This is a genomic window from Kitasatospora sp. NPDC048298, assembly GCF_043201465.1.
In the GTDB taxonomy this organism is placed as follows: domain Bacteria; phylum Actinomycetota; class Actinomycetes; order Streptomycetales; family Streptomycetaceae; genus Kitasatospora.
Genome location: NZ_JBICYZ010000014.1, coordinates 94850 through 111115, shown reverse-complemented (window position 1 = coordinate 111115; position 16266 = coordinate 94850). Strand labels below are relative to the sequence as shown.

Below are 16266 nucleotides of genomic sequence, written 5' to 3'. Positions count from 1 at the left end.
ACGCCCGATCGCAGCCGCCGCGACCACCGCGGCCCTGCTCCCCACCCTCTTCTCGGCCTCCGCGTGCGGCGGATCGGCCGATGCTTCCACCAGCGGCAATGACCTTGTTGTGATGACCTGGGCGCCGGCCGGCACGGGCTCCGCCGACCGCCCCGGCATGACGGCGCTCGCCTCCGCCATCGGCCAGGACGTCAACACCAAGGGCGGACTGGACGGCCACCGGCTGCGCGTGATCACCTGCAACGAGCACAACACCCCGGACGGTGCCCGCGCCTGTGCCCAGCAGGCGGTGGACGCCAAGGCGGTCGCCGTGATCGGCTCCTACAGCCAGTGGGGCGAGGCGTTCATGCCGGTGCTGGAGCGCGCCGGCATCCCGCTGATCGGCGGCTACGGGCTCTCCCAGCCGGAGTTCTCCAGCCCGCTGTCCTACCCGGTGGACGGCGGCATGCCGGCGCTGATCGCGGGCAACGGCCGCCAGCTGGTCGACGCCGGCTGCAAGGCCGTCTCCCTGATCCGCCCGGACACCCCGGCCGGCGACAACCTGCTCGGCTACCTGGGCACCGCGCTGCGGCCGGCCGGGATCAAGCTGACGGACGTCAAGGCGCCCGAGCAGTCCTCCGACTACACCCCGGTGATCCGCAAGGCGATCGGCAAGGACGAACAGGGCAACTGCATCACCAGCGCCCTGGCCGCCGAACCGACCGGCAACCTGCTGGACGCCTACCGGCGGGTCAGCGTGAAGAACACCCGGATCGCCTCGGTGATCGGCAGCGTCCAGCAGTCGGTGGTGGACTCCACCGGCGGCGACACCGGCCCGCTCGGCGGCGCCTACGTCACCAGCTGGTACCCGCCGGAGTCCGCGAAGATCTGGGACGGGCTGCGCGCGGTGGTGCGCACCGACACCACCGGCGGGCACCCCATCGACGTCTCCGACCCCGGCGTGCAGACCACCTGGGTCGCGTACGAGGTGTTCCGGACGGCGGCGCAGAAGCTGGCGGAGGCCGGGAAGCCGGTCACCTCGAAGGCCGTCTCCTCGCTGCTGGACAGCGGCGAGGGCATCGACGTCGGGATCACCCCGCCGCTGAACTGGGGCACCACCAACATGCTGCCCAGCAGCGGGTCGCCGCGGCTGGTGAACACCTGGGTCACCTACCAGGTGGTCAAGAACGGCCGGATGACCCTGCAGCAGCCGGGCTTCGTGGACATCCGCTGGGCGCTCACCGGGGGCCGTCCGCCGGCCTGACGCGGACCGCGCCGGAGCGGGAGGGGGACGGGCCTTCGGGCCCGTCCCCCTCGTCGTTCACAGGCCCCGGTCGCTCACAGGTCCCCGTCGCTCCGGTTGGGCAGTCCGGTCTGGGCGGCGATCGCGTTCCAGAGCGTGGCGGCCTGCTTCTTCGCGGTGGTCGCGGTGCCGCTGGCCTGGACGGCGTTCTTGTAGTGCTGGTTGTCCTGCTTCTTCGCGTCGCAGGAGCCCTGCGCGTCCTGCGCCCAGGCCGCGTACTCGTCGTCGGCCTGGGCCGAGGCCGTCCAGGCCGCGTTGAGCTGGTCGGCCAGCTGCTGGCCGCCGGGCAGCTTGTCGGTCTTCAGCTGGCCGAGCTTGCTCTGCAGTTCGCGCCGCTTGCCGGCCGCGCCGGACAGCGCCTGCTGGGACTCGGGCAGCTTGTCGCACTTCTGCACCGAGGCGACCGCGGACACCACCGCGCTGCGGCTGTCGCTCGCGGTGCCCAGCAGGTCCGACAGCGGCTGCGCCTGGGCCTTGACGTCCGGGTCGACGGCCGCGCCGGAGCCGCTCGTGCTCGGCGTCCCGGCCGTGGGGGCGGTACTGGCGGTGGCGGCCACCGGGGTGGACTTCTTGTCGTCCTTGGCGTCGCCGTCGCCGCCGCCCATCAGCACCGCGACCAGGATGCCGGCCACCGCGCAGCCCGCCACCACGCCACCGATGATCAGCTTGTTGGACGGGCGGCCGCCGCGCCCCTGAGCGCCCGCCGGGGTCGCGTCGAAGCCCTGCTCGAAGCCCTGGCCGTAGCTCTGCCCCTGCTCGGGGGCGTAGCCCTGGTGGTAGTCCTGGGCCGGGTAGCCCGGCTGCGGCTGCGCGGCCGGCGGGTAGGCCTGGTAGCCGGGCGCGGGCTGCGGCTGCGGGTAGCCGGGCTGGGCCTGCGCCGCCGGGTAGCCGGCCTGCGGGTCGCCGGCCGGGTACGGCGGCAGGTACTGGGTCTCCGGGGCCGGATCGGGCTGCGGGGCACCGTAACCGGGCTGCTGCCCGCCCCACGAGGCACCCGGCCCGGGCATCGGCTGCGCGGGCATGGCCTGGGTCGGCAGCGCGTGCGCACCCTCGCCGAGGTACTCCGGCTGCCCGGAAGGCTGCCCCACCGGCGGCACGGCCGAGTGGGCCTGCGGCTGCCCCGGCTGCCCCGGCTGGCCGGGCTCGGGGCGGAACAGGTCGTCCAGGTTGAAGTCACCGGAGTTCGGGTACGAGCGGCGCTGACTCAACGCGATTCCTCACCTGTGCAGGACCGCGCACTGATGGCGGACCACATCTCGTCGGTTCTTGGGAGCATCACAGTTCCTTGGACGTCGCGCCCACGCTACCGGTTCGCCTCACCGGGTGACCACGTGGGCGGGACATCCATCACGCTCCCTGCACAGACGATCCGCGACCGCCCCGGGCACGGGCCGACGCCCGGGCCCCGGGGACGGGGAGGAGCCGCGGAGGCGGACGCTACGCCGCCTCGGCATCCGCCCGGGCGTGGAACTCGCGGACCACCCGCTGCTCCCGGTACGGCTCCAGCCGGCGCCGGAACTCGTCCAGGTACTCCACGCCCCGGTTGGAGCGCAGCCCGCTGAGCAGCCGGACCGCCTGGGCACCCGTCTCGCAGGCGCGTTCCAGGTCCCGCTGCTGGAGCTGGGCGGTGGCCAGCAGGACGAGATCCACCGCGCGGCGCCGGACCCTGGTCGGCGGGTGCAGGTCGAGCGCCCGGCGGGCGTAGTGCTCGGCCTGGCCCGCCTGCTCCAGGTCCCGGTGGCAGTGGGCCAGTTCGTCCGCGAGGTAGGCGTCGTCGAAGTGGGCGATCCAGTCCGGGTCGTCCTCCGGGCGGCGCTTCTCCATCATCTCCAGCGCCCTGGCCGACACCGCCTCGCAGGAGCGGGCGTCACCGAGCAGGGCGTGGCCGCGGGCCTCGGCAGCGTAGAACATCGCCATCGCCGTCGGGGTGGCCACCGAGCGGGCGCCCTCCTGTGCGGCGCGGGCGAGTTGGGCGATCTCCCGCGGGTTGCCGAGGGTCGCCGCCAGGTGGCTCATCGAGGCGGCCAGCACGTAGCCGCCGTAGCCGCGGTCGTCGGCGGCCTGGGCCAGCCGCAGCGCCTGGATGTAGTAGCGCTGGGCGAGCCCGGGCTGCCCGGTGTCCACCGCCATGTAGCCGGCCAGTTCGGTCAACCGGGCCACCGCGGCGAAGAGTTGGCGCCCGGTCTCCTCCCGGTAGGCGCCGCCGAGCAGGCCGGAGACCACCGAGTTGAGGTAGTGCACCACCACCGGGCGCACATGGCCGCTGCCGAAGCGGTGGTCGAGGTCGACCAGCATCGCGGTGGTCGCCTTGACCGCGGCCACGTCGGTCGGGCCGACCCGGGGGCCGCCGGCCCGCGCCACCACCGGGTCCGGCGGGGTGATCAGCCAGTCCCGGCTGGGCTCCACCAGCGCGGAGGCGGCGACCGTCGCACCGGTCAGGAAGTCCCGCCGGCCGACGTCGCTGCGCCACAGCTCGCAGACCTGCTCCAGGGCGGCACCGATGGTCGGCGCGAACTGGAGCCCGATGCCGGAGCTCAGGTTCTTGCCGTCCGCCATGCCGATCTCCTCGACCGACACGCTGCGGCCGAGCTTGCGGCCCAGGGCCTCGGCGATCACGGCCGGCGCCTGCCCGCGCGGCTGCTGGCCGCGCAGCCAGCGGGCCACGGAGGTCTTGTCGTACCGAAGGTCCAGCCCGTGTTCGGCGCCGCAGAGGTTGACCCTCCGGGCCAGGCCGGCGTTGGAACAGCTGGCCTCCTGGATCAGTTGCTGCAGACGCTCGTTGGGCTGTCGTGCGACGAGTGGTCTCGCGGCCATTGGGCTTCGCCTCCCCACACCCTCCGGTCCCGGCCGGCGGGCGACGCTTCTGCTGATCTGTTGCCGACTGTCCGACCATCCAAGGAATCTGACACAAGGTTAGCGATCAGCAACGCCAGCGGGATACCCACGGTGACGAACCGCACCCCCCTTGCGCCCCGGGAAATGCTCCTGTGCGCCCCCGCTGCGCCTGCCCTCAGCCCCTTCAACTCGGCCGACTAACCGGAACGGGTGACATTGCCGGGATACACCCAACCGGGCGCCATCGGGCCGTAACCAGCCTCACACACGGTAGTTGAGCACCCCGTGGAAGACATCCCCGACGCCCAGGACCGGAACGAGAGCACCGACCCGCCCCTCTTACTCGTGGAAGCCGTCGGCTACGCCGAGACCCGCCACTGGGAGGTGGCCCCGGGCGCCTGGCTGGTCGACGACGGCGACGGCGCAGTCCGCTGCTCCTGCGCCGACCGGCGCTGCACCCTGCCGGGCGCCCACCCGCTGGACCCGGACTGGGCGAGGCAGGCGAGCGCCGGCCCCGGTGCGGTGCGGAGCTGGTGGACCGAGCGGCCCGACGCGTCGGTCCTGCTGCCCACCGGGCGTTCCTTCGACGTCCTGGACGTCCCGGAGACGGCCGGCTGCCTGGCGCTCGCCCGGATGGAGCGGATGGACCTCCAGCTCGGCCCGGTGGTGGTCCAGCCCGCCGCGCCCGGGCGGATCGGGCGGCGGCTGCACTTCCTGGTGCTGCCCGGAGGCGCGGCCAGGCTCCCGGAGATGCTCCGCCGGCTCGGCTGGCCGCCCGGTCGGCTGGACCTGGTCGCCCGCGGCGAGGGGGACTGGACGGTCGCCCCGCCGTCCAGGATCGGCTCCCTGGGGTACGCCCAGTGGGCCCGCTCCCCCTCCGCGCTCAACCGCTGGCTGCCGGACGCCGCCGAACTGATCAGCCCGCTCGCGTACGCCTGCGGCCGCGAGACGCCCTCGGCCCGGACCGCCCGGGCCGCCCAGCCGGCGCCGGTGGGCTGAACACCGCTCACCCCGGAACGGCCGCCCTCTGCCGATCGGGTGAGGGCGCGCACCGCGCGACACAACGCGCGCACGTGACGGGCCTTGTCTCCCACCGGGGACGGGGCCCGTCATACGCATGTCCGGATAAGGCTTCCGTGTACCCGCTGGTCAACCCACGAAGCCCCTCGTACGAGTGACAGCGCTCAAGGATTGCCATGATCGGCCGAGGGGAGGAATTGCGATGTGTGGGGACGCCGGCAGGGGCGCTCGGACGGGGAAGCCGGGCGGCGGCGGTGGAGGTGGAGGGGAACGGGAGGGGCCGGGAGGGGCGGAGGGGAGAGGGAGGGAACGGGGAGGGCGAAGGGGCCCGCTGCCTGGAGAGCAGCGGGCCCCTTCTCGGTACGACGGATGCGGCTCAGGCCTGGGCGACGAAGACGTGCTGGGCGATCTCCTTGCCCAGCTCCGCCGCGTTGTCCCCGGTGCCGACCAGCACGCCGCCGACGCCGGCGCTCACCTTGACCGTGGAACCCGGCCGCACGCCGGCCCGGCGCAGGGTGCTCATCAGGGCGCTGTCGGTCTGGATCGGCTCGCCGATCCGACGGACCACCACGTCGGCCCCGGCCTCGCCCGGCTTGACGGTGTCCAGCGGGACGAGCCCGGCGTCGAAGCCCTCGCCCTCGGCCTTGGTGTCGCCCAGCTCGTCCAGGCCCGGGATCGGGTTGCCGTACGGGGACTGGGTGGGGTGGCCGAGCATGGCGAGCACCTTGCGCTCGACCGTCTCGCTCATCACGTGCTCCCAGCGGCAGGCCTCCTCGTGCACCTGCTCCCACTCCAGGCCGATCACGTCGACGAGCAGGCACTCGGCGATGCGGTGCTTGCGCATGACGCGCACCGCGAGCCGGCGCCCCTCCTCGGTCAGTTCGAGGTGGCGGTCCCCGGCGACCTGGAGCAGCCCGTCGCGCTCCATCCGGCCGACCGTCTGGCTGACCGTGGGGCCGCTCTGTTCCAGGCGCTCCGCGATCCGGGCGCGCATCGGGACGATGCCTTCCTCCTCCAGCTCCAGGATGGTGCGAAGGTACATCTCAGTGGTGTCGATCAGCCCAGACATCGCCGCTGGCTCCGTTCTTCGGTGTCCTCACCGCCAATTCTGACGTACGGGACCGACAACCGGGCCCGCCCCGGGGCTCCGGAGGCCCGTTTCGTTCCTGTTGACAACGGTGCCGCCGGGGCGCGACCGTGCTCGCCGAAGCTTTCTCCACCGGCGGTCTGGACCACCCGGACCACCCCACCCGGCCGGATCCCCCACCCGGCAGAGAGCGAAGGCACCAGATGAACGACCTGGTCGACCGGTACTTCGACGCCGCGATCGCCCACCTCCAGCGGGTCCGCGTGGAGGAGGCCGACACCATCGAGGCCGCCGCCGCGCTGCTGGCGGAGGCGATGACCGAGGGTCGCCGGGTCTTCACCTTCGGTGCCGGGCACTCCGCGCTGGCGGCCCAGGACGTGGTCTACCGGGCCGGCGGGCTGGTCCCGATGAACCTGCTGAACGTGCCCGGGATGGCCGGGGTGACGGTGATGCCCGCACCGCTGTCCAGCGCGCTGGAGCGGGTCTCCGGGCTGGCCACCGCCACCCTGGACCTCACCCCGGCCACCACCGGGGACCTGCTGTTCGTGATCTCGCTCTCCGGCCGCCAGGTGATGCCGGTCGAGCTGGCCCGGTACGCCCGGGACCGCGGCCTCAAGGTGGTCGGCGTGACCTCGCTGGCGTACCCGGCGGAGGTGTCCTCGGCGCACCCGACCGGCACCTACCTGAAGGACCACTGCGACGTGGTGCTGGACAGCAAGATCGCGGTCGGCGACGGCGAGCTGACCCACCCCGGCGCCGAGACCACCTTCGGCCCGGTGTCCACCATCGTGACCAGCGCGCTGATGCAGGCCGTGGTCGCCTCGGCGGTCGGCCGGCTGGCCGACCGGGCGGCCGCCGGGGAGTGCCCCGCGCCGCCGCTGTTCCGCTCCGGCAACGTCCCCGGCGGCACCGAGTGGAACGCCAAGCAGATGGCCGAGAACGCCGACCGGGTCTTCTACACCTACTGAGCCCCTCCCGCACCCGCCGGACCGCCCCGCCCACCCCCGGCCGGTCGCCCGCGCACGCCCGCCGACCGCCGCGCGCCCCCACCACCTCCCCGCACGCTGGGTGCAGGACCGAACACGAGGAGTACCGGACAAAGCAGCGGGCCTTCCCGGCCACATCCGGCCGCACCGGCCGTCACCAGGCGTACCGGTCGGCCCCCCGGGGCAGGAGAGCGGTGCGACCGGAGCGACTGGTGGGGGCCGAACATGGCGTCTGTTGCGGGACGGACCGGGTGGGTGCGCGAGCGGGACCTGCTACCCGAGTTCTTCTGGGCCGCCGACGCGGCCTCGCTGCGCGGGCAGCGGCGTTCGGTGCTGCTCTGCGCCTGGGAGCTGGTCCTGCTGGTGGCCGCCGCGGCGACCGGCTCGGCCGACGGCGAGCCCTGGGCGTGGCCGGCGGCGGCGGCCTACCTCGGCGCGATCGCGCTGGCGGTGGTGGTCAGCCGGCAGAACCCCCAGGGCCTCTGGTACGAGGGCCGGGCGGCCGCCGAGTCGGTGAAGACGCTGGCCTGGAAGTACGCCGTCCGGGCCGACGCCTACCAGCCCCCGCCGCGCGCCCTGCCGGACGCCGAGGGCCTGTACCGCTTCCAGCTCGCCCGGGTGCTCGGCGCGTTCCGGGACAGCCCGGTCGCCGTCCCGGACGGCGGGGCGGAGATCACCCCGGCGATGCACGACCTGCGCGGACAGCCGCTGGCGGTACGCCGCGAGGTGTACCTGGCCGAGCGGATCCAGCTGCAGCACGACTGGTACCGCGCCAAGGCCCGCTACTGCGCCCGCGCCGGGCACTGGGCCGGGGTGCTGGGCGTGCTGCTGCCCGCGCTCGGCCTGGTGCTCGCCCTGCTGCGGGCGCTCGGCGCCTTCAGCTACGACGCGCTGGGCACGGTCTCGGCGGTGGCCGCCTCGGTCGCCGCCTGGGCGCAGCTGCGCCAGTACCGGCCGCTCGCGGCCGCGTACGCCCTGGCCGCCGAGGAGCTGGCGCAGATCCAGCGCCAACTCGCCGAGCTGGACCTGGAGTCGATGGAGGCCGAGGAGGTCTGGGCCCGCCTGGCCCGGGACGCCGAGGACGCGATCTCCCGCGAGCACACCACCTGGCAGGCCCGCCGGGAGGTGCGCACCACCACCGACCGGGAGCACGCAACCGACCCGGAGCACTGAGGAGGCCGCAGGTGTCGTTACGGACGGTCAAAACGGCGGACGACCGCGCCCTCGCCGTCGAGTCCCTCGGCGACCCGCGCGGCCGTCCGGTGTTCCTGCTGCACGGCATGCCCGGCAGCCGGGTCGGCCCGCACCCGCGCAGCACCGTGCTGTACCGGCTGGGCGTCCGGCTGATCTCGTTCGACCGGCCCGGCTACGGCGACTCGACCCGGCTGTTCGGCCGCCGGGTGAGCGCGGCGGCCACCGACGTGCGCACCATCGCGGACGAGTTCGGGCTGGACCGCTTCGCGGTGCTCGGCCGCTCCGGCGGCGGTCCGCACGCGCTGGCCTGCGCGGCGCTGCTGCCGGACCGGGTCAGCCGGGCCGCGGTGCTGGTCGGCTTGGCCCCGCGCACCGCGGCCGGCCTGGACTGGTACGCGGGGATGACCCCGTCCAACGTCCGCGCCTACAAGGAGGCCGAGCGCGGACACGGCCGGATCGCCGACGCGATGGAGTTCCGCTCCCGGCAGATCAAGGACGACCCGGTCCGGCTGCTGAACGGGCTGCGCACCGAACTCTCCGCCGCCGACCGGGAGGTGGTGGCCGACAGCGGGCTGCGCCGGATGCTCCAGAGCAACTACCGGGAGGCGTTCCGGCACGGCGCGGACGGCTGGATCGACGACGTGCTGGCCTTCACCGCCGACTGGGGGTTCGAGGTCGGGTCGATCCGGGTGCCGACCTGGCTCTGGCACGGCGCGGACGACCAGTTCTCGCCGGTCGAACACTCCCGCTGGCTGGCCGACCACATCCCGGACGCCCAACTGTTCCTGGAGCCCGGCGCCGCCCACTTCGGGGCGTTCCGGGTGATGACCACCGCCCTGGCCTGGGCGGCGGGCTAGGAACCAGGGCTCAGGCCCGCACCGACGTCAGGCCCGCACCGACGTCAGGCCCGCACCGACGTCAGGGGCGCACCGACGTCAGCCCCGCACCGGCGTCAGGGGCGCCGAACCGCCGAGCACCGCCAGCACGTTGTCCACCGCCAGGCCGCCCATCGCCTGGCGGGTACGGACGGTGGCGCTTCCCAGGTGCGGGGCGAGCACCGCGCGCTCCTGGGCGAGCAGCGCGGACGGGACGGCCGGCTCGCGCTCGAAGTTGTCCACGGCGGCGGCGAACAGCGCGCCGGACTCCAGCGCGGCGGCCAGCGCCTCCTCGTCCACCACCCCGGCGGTCATGCTGACCACCACCGCGCCGCGCGGCAGCAGGGCGAGCCGGCGGGCGTCCAGCAGGTGCCGGGTCGCGGCGGTGAACGGGCAGGTGACGACCAGCACGGTGGAGGTGGCGAGCAGGTCCTCCAGCGGCTTCCAGTCGGCGCCCTCGGCCTGCTCGGGGGGCAGTTCGCGGCGGTTGTGGTAGCTGACGGGCATGTCGAAGGCGCGGGCCCGGCGGGCCACCGCCTGCCCGATCCGGCCCATGCCGAGCACACCCAGCGGGGTGCCGGCCAGCTCCAGGCCGAGCAGGAAGTTCGGCGCCCAGGTCCAGGGCGCGCCGGAGCGCAGCAGCCGCTCGCCCTCGCCGAGGCGGCGGGTGGCGGCCAGCAGCAGCGCCCAGGCCATGTCGGCGGTGGCGGTGGTGAGCACGCCGGGGGTGTTGGTGACCAGCACGCCGCGTTCGGCGCAGGCGGCCACGTCCACGTTGTGGTAGCCGACGGCGTGGTTGGCGACGACGGCCAGCCGCGGGCCGGCCGCGTCGAGGAACTCGGCGTCCACCCGGTCGTCCAGGGTGGTGATCACGGCCCGGCGCCCGCGGACGGCGGCCAGCAGTGCGGCCCGGTCCATCGCCAGGTCGGAGTCGTGGCAGGTGACGGCGTGGTGCGCGGTGAGCCGCTCGACGACGCCGGGGGCGAGGCGCCGGGTGACCAGGACCGGGGGCGGGGTGCTCATGATCTGGGAGCGTACCCCGCCCCCTTCCCGGTCCTCCCGATCAGACCGGCTGCGGCTCCAGGTCCCGGTTGATCCGCTTCCAGCCGCGCGCGGAGACCGTGTTGGGGTGCTCCTCGCCGACCTGCCGGATCAGCTCGGAGATCGCCCGCGCCCGCAGCTCGGCCGCCTGGGTGTGCCGGCCGCCCGCCCGCAGGGTGATCGCCAGGTTGGCCTCGCAGGCCACCGCGTCCGGGTGCTGGGCGCTGTAGCGGTCGCACAGCCCCTGGTACGCGGCCCGGCCGAGCCGCTCGGCGCGATCCAGCTGCCCGTCGTCGCCGTAGGCGTTGGCCAGGTTGATCATCGCGTTGAGGGTGTACGGGTGCTCCGGTCCGACCGAGCGGGTCAGCCCCTCGACGGTGAGCCGGCCGCGCTCGATGGCGCCCTGGACGTCGCCGCTGCCCCGCAGGTAGATGCCGAGGTTGTTGGCGCAGGCCAGGGTGAACGGGTGCTCGTCGCCGAACAGCCGCCGGTGGCCCTCGAAGACGGTGGAGCAGAGGTCGCGGGCGGCCTCCTTGTCGCCGGAGGCGCTGTGGTCGGCGGCCAGGTTGAGCGCGCAGGCGAGCGCGTCGGGGGCGTCGGCGCCGTAGCGCTCCAGGTAGCGCTCGTAGGTCTCCTTGGTGATCCGGCGGGCCTCGGCGAGTTGGCCGATCCGGCGCAGCGAGACGGCCAGCGACTTGGCGTTGCGCAGGTTCTCCGGCAGGTCCGGGTCGAGCACGTCGCCGAGGTCGGAGGTGACCTCCTGGAGCAGGTCCACCGAGCCGCGGTAGTCGCCGAGTTCGCGCAGGTCGCGGGCCAGGTTGGACTTGGTGGACAGGGTGTAGGGGTGCTTGGGGCCGAGGACGGCGGTGCGCCGGTCGAGGGTCTCCTGGTCGAGTTCGCGGGCCGCCTCGCTGTCGCCGACCAGCCGGTAGTCGATCGCCAGGTTGTTCGCCATGGAGAGCGTGCGCGGGTTGTCGTCGCCGAACAACTCGCGGAACTGGTCGAGGATCTCACGGTCGAGGTCGAGGGCGGCCTGGAACCGGCCGAGCGCCCTGCGGTCGGCGCCGAGCGAGCCGGCCGTCATCAGGGTGTACGGGTGGTGCTCGCCGAGCAGGGCCCGCTGGCGCTCCAGGGTGTCCTCGTCCAGGGCCAGCGCCTCGCCGTAGTTGCCCTGGGAGCGCAGCACGTTGGCGAGCTGGAAGCGCAGCAGCAGGGTCTGCCGGTCGTCCTCGCCGAGCTTGCCGGTCCACTCCACGTCCAGGGCGTGGCCAAGGTCGCGGGCGCGGTCGAGTTCGCCGCGCTTCCACAGGTAGCGGACCCGGTCGATGAGCAGCTGGCGGGTGTCCGCCTCGTCGCAGTTGTGCGCCTTGGACGGCGACAGGTGCGGCCAGATCTCGTCGAAGGCGGGCCAGTTGGCCGGGTCGTCGGTGTCGCCGAGGACGGGCCGGGCGCCGGTGAGGATGCGGTGCACCTCGTGGACGGCGATCTCCTGCTCGTCGGCGGTCATCCCGGCCCGGATCACCGCCTGGACGAGCCGGTGCACCTGGAAGCTGTTGCTGCCGGCGTCGACCTTGGCCAGCGCGTACCGGCCGATCGCCTGGATCACCTTGCCCAGCATGAACTTGTCGCTGAGGTCGGCGTCGAACTTCACCAGCGCCCGGATCATCTGGTCGCTGTAGAAGAGGTTCATCGAGATCGGCTCGGGCGCGAAGAACGCGCAGAGCTGGAGCAGCCGGACGGCCGCCGGGGACTGCTGGCGCAGCCGTCCGATCGACACGTTCCAGGTCGCGGCGACCGGGGTCGGGTAGTCGGCCGGGCGGCCGACGGCCAGGGCGCGGGCGGCCTCGGCGTGCAGCTGGGAGACGTAGGTGTCGACCGGGGTGCCGGTGGTGTCCAGCCAGGCGGCGGCCACCTCGACGGCCAGCGGCAGGTCTCCGACCGCCTCGGCGACCCGGTCGGCGTCCGGGCGGGAGAGGCTGCGGGCGCGCCGGCACAGGTGCTCGACGCTCTCGCCGCGGGTGAAGACGTCGACCTCCAGCGCCTCGGCGTGCCCGGTCCAGGCCTGGTTGCGGGAGGTGACCAGGATGTGGCCGGAGCCGCCGGGGAAGAACCGGCGGATCTCGGCGGGCTCGTCGGCGTTGTCGAAGATCAGCAGCCAGCGCGAGGTGGGCACGCCGCGCCGCAGCGCCTCCCTGGCCGCCTCGGCGGCCTCGGTCACCGAGTCGCCGACCCGCAGCCCCAGCCGGCGGGCGAGTTCGGCGAGCGCCGGGGCGACCAGCTCGGTCTGCTCGGCGTCGATCCACCAGACCAGGTCGTAGTCGGACATGAAGCGGTGGGCGTACTCCAGCGCCACCTGGGTCTTGCCGACACCGCCGAGCCCGTACAGCGTCTGCGGGGTGGGCAGCACGGCCGCCATGCCGCCGCGCAGCTGGTTGCGCAGCTGCTCCAGCACGGCGGCGCGGCCGGTGAAGGACGGGTTGCGCGGCGGGACGTCCCACACCGAGGGCTTGCTGCCGGGGAAGCGCGGCCCGCCGCTGGGCGCGTCGCCGAGCGGGGTGTCGCCGCGGCCGAGCGCGCGCAGCAGGCTCTGGATCGACTGCATCTCGTCGCGGCCGACCAGGTCGACCGGGTTGCGGTTGCTGAACGGCGCGGTGAGCCGGACGTCGCCGACGCGGACCGGCAGCAGCTGGCGCCGGGTGCCGGAGGGGTCGGAGCTGACCACCGACTCCCACAGCGCCCGCGCCTGCGGGGATCGCTGGTAGGCGGGCGAGAGCACCGCGACCGTCCGGTACGCGGAGTCGATGCCGCGCTCGGTCTCCTCGCGCGGGTCGGTGCCGGCGCTGAGGTCGCGCGGCAGCACCCGGAAGCCGGCCCTGGTCAGGACGGACTCGATCCAGTCCGCCCACATCCGGTCCTCGGGGACGTAGGAGAGGTAGAGGTCGGCGGGCACGGACGGGCGGCGGCGGGTGAACGCGTCCACGTAGCGCAGCCGCACCTCCTCGTCCATCGGCGGCAGGCCGGCCGCCCGCCCCTCGGTGATCATGGAGGTGAGCCGCTCGCAGGCGGCCAGCATCGAGGTGGGCGTGCCGGTCTGGTCGCCGAAGGTGGCGAGGATCTCCTCGTAGGCGTAGAACGGCCGGTACGGGATCTCCACCGAGCCCCAGTACTGGGCGAGTTCCTCGCCGTCCAGGCCGACCGGCAGTCCGTCGAAGCGGACCCGGGCGAGGGCGCGGCCGGCGTCCGCCTTCTCCTTCTCGCCCTCGTCGATGCGCATCGGGACGGGCAGGATGCGGATGCCGCGCTCGCGGTAGCGGTCGTGGATGTGCTGGGCGATCCGGGAGGCGCCGTCGATGGACTGGTCGCTGAGGGTGAAGCAGACCACCAGGTCGTCGGGCATCTGGACGGTGCAGATCTCGGCGATGTCGGACAGGCCGGTGCGGGAGTCGATCAGCACGTAGTCGTAGCGCTTGGCCATGTCGGCCTTGAGGGCGTCGAAGAACTGCCCGCCGTCGAACCGGTCGTAGAAGATGTCCCAGTCGAGGTGGGTGACGGCCTCGGAGTAGTCGCGGTTGAACTGGCCCGCGGAGAGGAAGTCCAGGCTGCCGCCGCCCGGGAAGTGCGGCCAGGTGAGCGAGAGCGCGTGCGGGTGCACCCGGGCGAAGTCCAGGTGCCAGCCCTCGGCGTGCTCGACCGGGCGCAACGCCTCCTCGCGGTACTCCGCGATCAGGTCCATCATGCCGGTGGTGCCGGCCAGCGAGGCCTGGTCGAGGAACGGGTGGAAGAACTTGGCGAGGCCGGGCGCCTCCAGGTCCCAGTCCACGGTGAGGACGCGGAAGCCGTTGGCGGCCAGGATCCAGGCGGTGTTGGCGAGCGCCATGGTGCGCCCGGTGCCGCCCTTGTACGAGTAGAAGGTGATGATCCGGCCGTTGCGGTCCCGTTCCGCCGCCTGCCGCTCGGCCTCCCGCTGGGCGGCCAGGTCGGCGGCGGTGAGCCCGCCGAGGCGGAGGTTCCTGGTGCGGTTGTCGTCGTTCATCGCGGTCCTCGTCCTCCCAAGGGCGCCATCCCGTCATCGGGTTCATCGCCGTCGTCGCGGTACGGGTCGTGCGCGCGGTGCGGGTCGTTGCCGTTGGTCCGACTTCGACGGGTGGTGCGGCCGTTGCCGCGGTCGTTGCCGTTGCCGTAGTTGGTGCTGTCGTCGTCGCCCTGGTCCTCCTCGAAGGGGTCCACCGGGGACCCGTCCGGTCCGTACCCGCCTCCCCCGCGCCGGAACGCGTCCCGCAGGCTCGGCCGGGGCGGCGGCGGTTCCTCCGGTTCGGCCCGGGTGCGGCCCTCGAACGCGTACTTGGCCTTCATCGCCGCCCGGGGCAGGGCGTCGTCGAAGTCCTCCAGGGTGTGCAGCCCGGTCGGGCCGGTCGCGCCGAGGAAGCTCGGCCGGCTCGCCCGCCGGGTGATGCGCAGCGTCTCGTCGCTGAGGTCGCCGAGTTCCTCCGCGCGGTCGGCGCACTCCGGGTCGTCGCCGTTGAACGGCTCCAGGATGCTCACCCAGGCGGCGTCCGAGCGGTCGAAGCGCCGGACCAGTTCGCGCCGGCGCGGGTCGCGCAGCGCCCAGCGGTCGAGCAGCAGCAGGCCGGGCGCCTCGGCGTTGCCCTCGATGATCGACTCGACCTCGTCGTCGAACTCGTGCACGGTCGGCTGGAACCCCAACTGCCTGGCCAGCCGGGCCGCGTGCTGCGCGATCGGCGAGCCGACCGGTCGGTACGGGTGCCAGTCGGTGCGCCGCTCGCCGTAGTAGTCGGAGCTGCGGTCGGCGGGCAACTCGTTCTGGTGGTAGGCGAGCACGGAGATCCGCAGCTGCTTGGTCGGGGCGGTGACGTTGAAGGCGCTCGGGAGGCCGTTGAACTCCAGCCGCCGACCGACCGGGATCACCGTCTCCTCCGCGACCTGGACGATCCGGGCCGCCAGCCGGTGCACGGCCAGCTCGTAGGCGGAGCGGAAGTAGCTGAGCTTCATGAGCGCGTAGAGGCCCTCGGTGGCGTACTCGGGGCCGAAACTCGCGTGGTTGAACTGGAGTTCACTGGCCACGTTCGGCAGCCGGTAGCGGCTCATCGGGGCCCACAGCACCGGCACGATGCCGCTGGTGCGCTCGGAGTCGAGGTTCGCCGGATAGACCGGCCGGCGAGTGAAGGCGTGCCATTCCTGGCCGCACGGAACGCTGTTGAAGTACCTCGGGGAGTAGAGGGGCACGAAGACCCGGCACGTCGCCAACTCGTCGGACAGCCGTTCGGCCCACAACTCGCCCTGGTGCATGGACTCGTCCATGAAGCCCACCGCGGCTCCGTCCGGGACGGTGGTCAGCTGGAGCACAGCCTCGCAGAGATCCCGGTACAACTGCCTGACCCAGTGGTTCGGGTCGCTCGCGCCCCGCGCACCGGCCTTGGGGGTGTGCGCGTAGGAGAGGAAGAAGTACGGCCGGGCGTCGTCCTCGTCCCAGCCCCGGTCAGTCACACGCGCCTCCCCCGGGCCCGTCGGCAAACCTGCCTCCCGCAGCCCCCGTGCGGCGGGGCTTCAGTGTAGGAACGACTGACACCCCAATGGAATAGCACAACGTCTCGCACGAATTGACATGACCGAAACGATGCCGCCACCCGTGCACTGGGAGCAGTACCCTCGTTCCGGCCGTCGCGCACCACCACCAGGAGGGAACTCGTGGAACACCTCGACTGGCAGAGGGCCAGCACCAGCATCGGCAAGGACGAGTGGATCGAGATCGCCTCCGAGGGCGACCACGTCTACATCCGGCAGTCCGACGACCCCACCCTCGTCGTCACCACCACCCGCATCAAGTTCAACGCCTGGGTCCGCGGCGCCAAGGCCGGCGAGTTCGACCACTTCGTCGCCTGATCCTCTCGGGCCGGGCTGACGCCGACGGCCTGCCTGGCCTGCTCT

General features: G+C 73.5%; 12 protein-coding genes. 6 read left to right on the top strand and 6 right to left on the bottom strand.

What is annotated here, in order from left to right; genetic code table 11:
* Positions 1–112 precede the first annotated feature (112 nt).
* On the top strand, positions 113–1243 hold the full coding sequence (locus ACGF0D_RS14295; RefSeq protein WP_392882357.1) for an ABC transporter substrate-binding protein: 1131 nt from the start codon (positions 113–115) through the stop codon (positions 1241–1243).
* 74 nt (positions 1244–1317) lie between these two features.
* Here ACGF0D_RS14295 and ACGF0D_RS14290 read toward each other — a convergent pair whose 3' ends face one another.
* Together ACGF0D_RS14290 and ACGF0D_RS14285 are read right to left on the bottom strand one after the other, a co-directional pair.
* Entirely contained in the window at positions 1318–2490 is a 1173-nt protein-coding gene (locus tag ACGF0D_RS14290) for a hypothetical protein (RefSeq protein WP_392915929.1), read from the bottom strand.
* Between the two features lie 229 nt (positions 2491–2719).
* A complete protein-coding gene (locus ACGF0D_RS14285) occupies positions 2720–4096 on the bottom strand; it encodes a transcriptional regulator (RefSeq protein ID WP_392882361.1) in 1377 nt (458 codons plus the stop codon).
* A gap of 306 nt (positions 4097–4402) precedes the next feature.
* Between ACGF0D_RS14285 and ACGF0D_RS14280 the strand changes: the two genes are divergently transcribed.
* On the top strand, positions 4403–5116 hold the full coding sequence (locus ACGF0D_RS14280) for a bifunctional DNA primase/polymerase (RefSeq protein WP_392915927.1): 714 nt from the start codon (positions 4403–4405) through the stop codon (positions 5114–5116).
* Between the two features lie 397 nt (positions 5117–5513).
* Here ACGF0D_RS14280 and ACGF0D_RS14275 read toward each other — a convergent pair whose 3' ends face one another.
* On the bottom strand, positions 5514–6206 hold the full coding sequence (locus ACGF0D_RS14275) for a metal-dependent transcriptional regulator (protein WP_392882365.1): 693 nt from the start codon (positions 6204–6206) through the stop codon (positions 5514–5516).
* Between the two features lie 221 nt (positions 6207–6427).
* Between ACGF0D_RS14275 and ACGF0D_RS14270 the strand changes: the two genes are divergently transcribed.
* The 3 genes from ACGF0D_RS14270 (at position 6428) to ACGF0D_RS14260 (ending at position 9261) form a co-directional block, all read left to right on the top strand.
* Positions 6428–7192, top strand: coding sequence for a sugar isomerase domain-containing protein (locus ACGF0D_RS14270; protein ID WP_392882367.1), 765 nt, complete (start codon positions 6428–6430; stop codon positions 7190–7192).
* A gap of 243 nt (positions 7193–7435) precedes the next feature.
* Positions 7436–8383, top strand: coding sequence for a DUF4231 domain-containing protein (locus ACGF0D_RS14265; protein WP_392915924.1), 948 nt, complete (start codon positions 7436–7438; stop codon positions 8381–8383).
* A gap of 11 nt (positions 8384–8394) precedes the next feature.
* On the top strand, positions 8395–9261 hold the full coding sequence (locus ACGF0D_RS14260; protein WP_392882372.1) for an alpha/beta fold hydrolase: 867 nt from the start codon (positions 8395–8397) through the stop codon (positions 9259–9261).
* Between the two features lie 78 nt (positions 9262–9339).
* Here ACGF0D_RS14260 and ACGF0D_RS14255 read toward each other — a convergent pair whose 3' ends face one another.
* The 3 genes from ACGF0D_RS14255 to ACGF0D_RS14245 are packed head-to-tail and all read right to left on the bottom strand — an operon-like array spanning position 9340 to position 15825.
* On the bottom strand, positions 9340–10302 hold the full coding sequence (locus tag ACGF0D_RS14255) for a 2-hydroxyacid dehydrogenase (RefSeq protein WP_392915921.1): 963 nt from the start codon (positions 10300–10302) through the stop codon (positions 9340–9342).
* 40 nt (positions 10303–10342) lie between these two features.
* Complete coding sequence (gene fxsT, locus ACGF0D_RS14250; RefSeq protein WP_392915918.1) at positions 10343–14353, bottom strand: FxSxx-COOH system tetratricopeptide repeat protein; 4011 nt, start codon at positions 14351–14353, stop codon at positions 10343–10345.
* Positions 14350–15825: a TIR-like protein FxsC gene (locus tag ACGF0D_RS14245; RefSeq protein WP_392882378.1), complete on the bottom strand. Its 1476-nt coding sequence runs from the start codon at positions 15823–15825 to the stop codon at positions 14350–14352. Before ACGF0D_RS14245 ends, fxsT begins: the two co-directional genes overlap by 4 nt.
* Positions 15826–16026: 201 nt before the next feature.
* Between ACGF0D_RS14245 and ACGF0D_RS14240 the strand changes: the two genes are divergently transcribed.
* A complete protein-coding gene (locus tag ACGF0D_RS14240; protein ID WP_392882380.1) occupies positions 16027–16221 on the top strand; it encodes a DUF397 domain-containing protein in 195 nt (64 codons plus the stop codon).
* Positions 16222–16266: the final 45 nt, after the last annotated feature.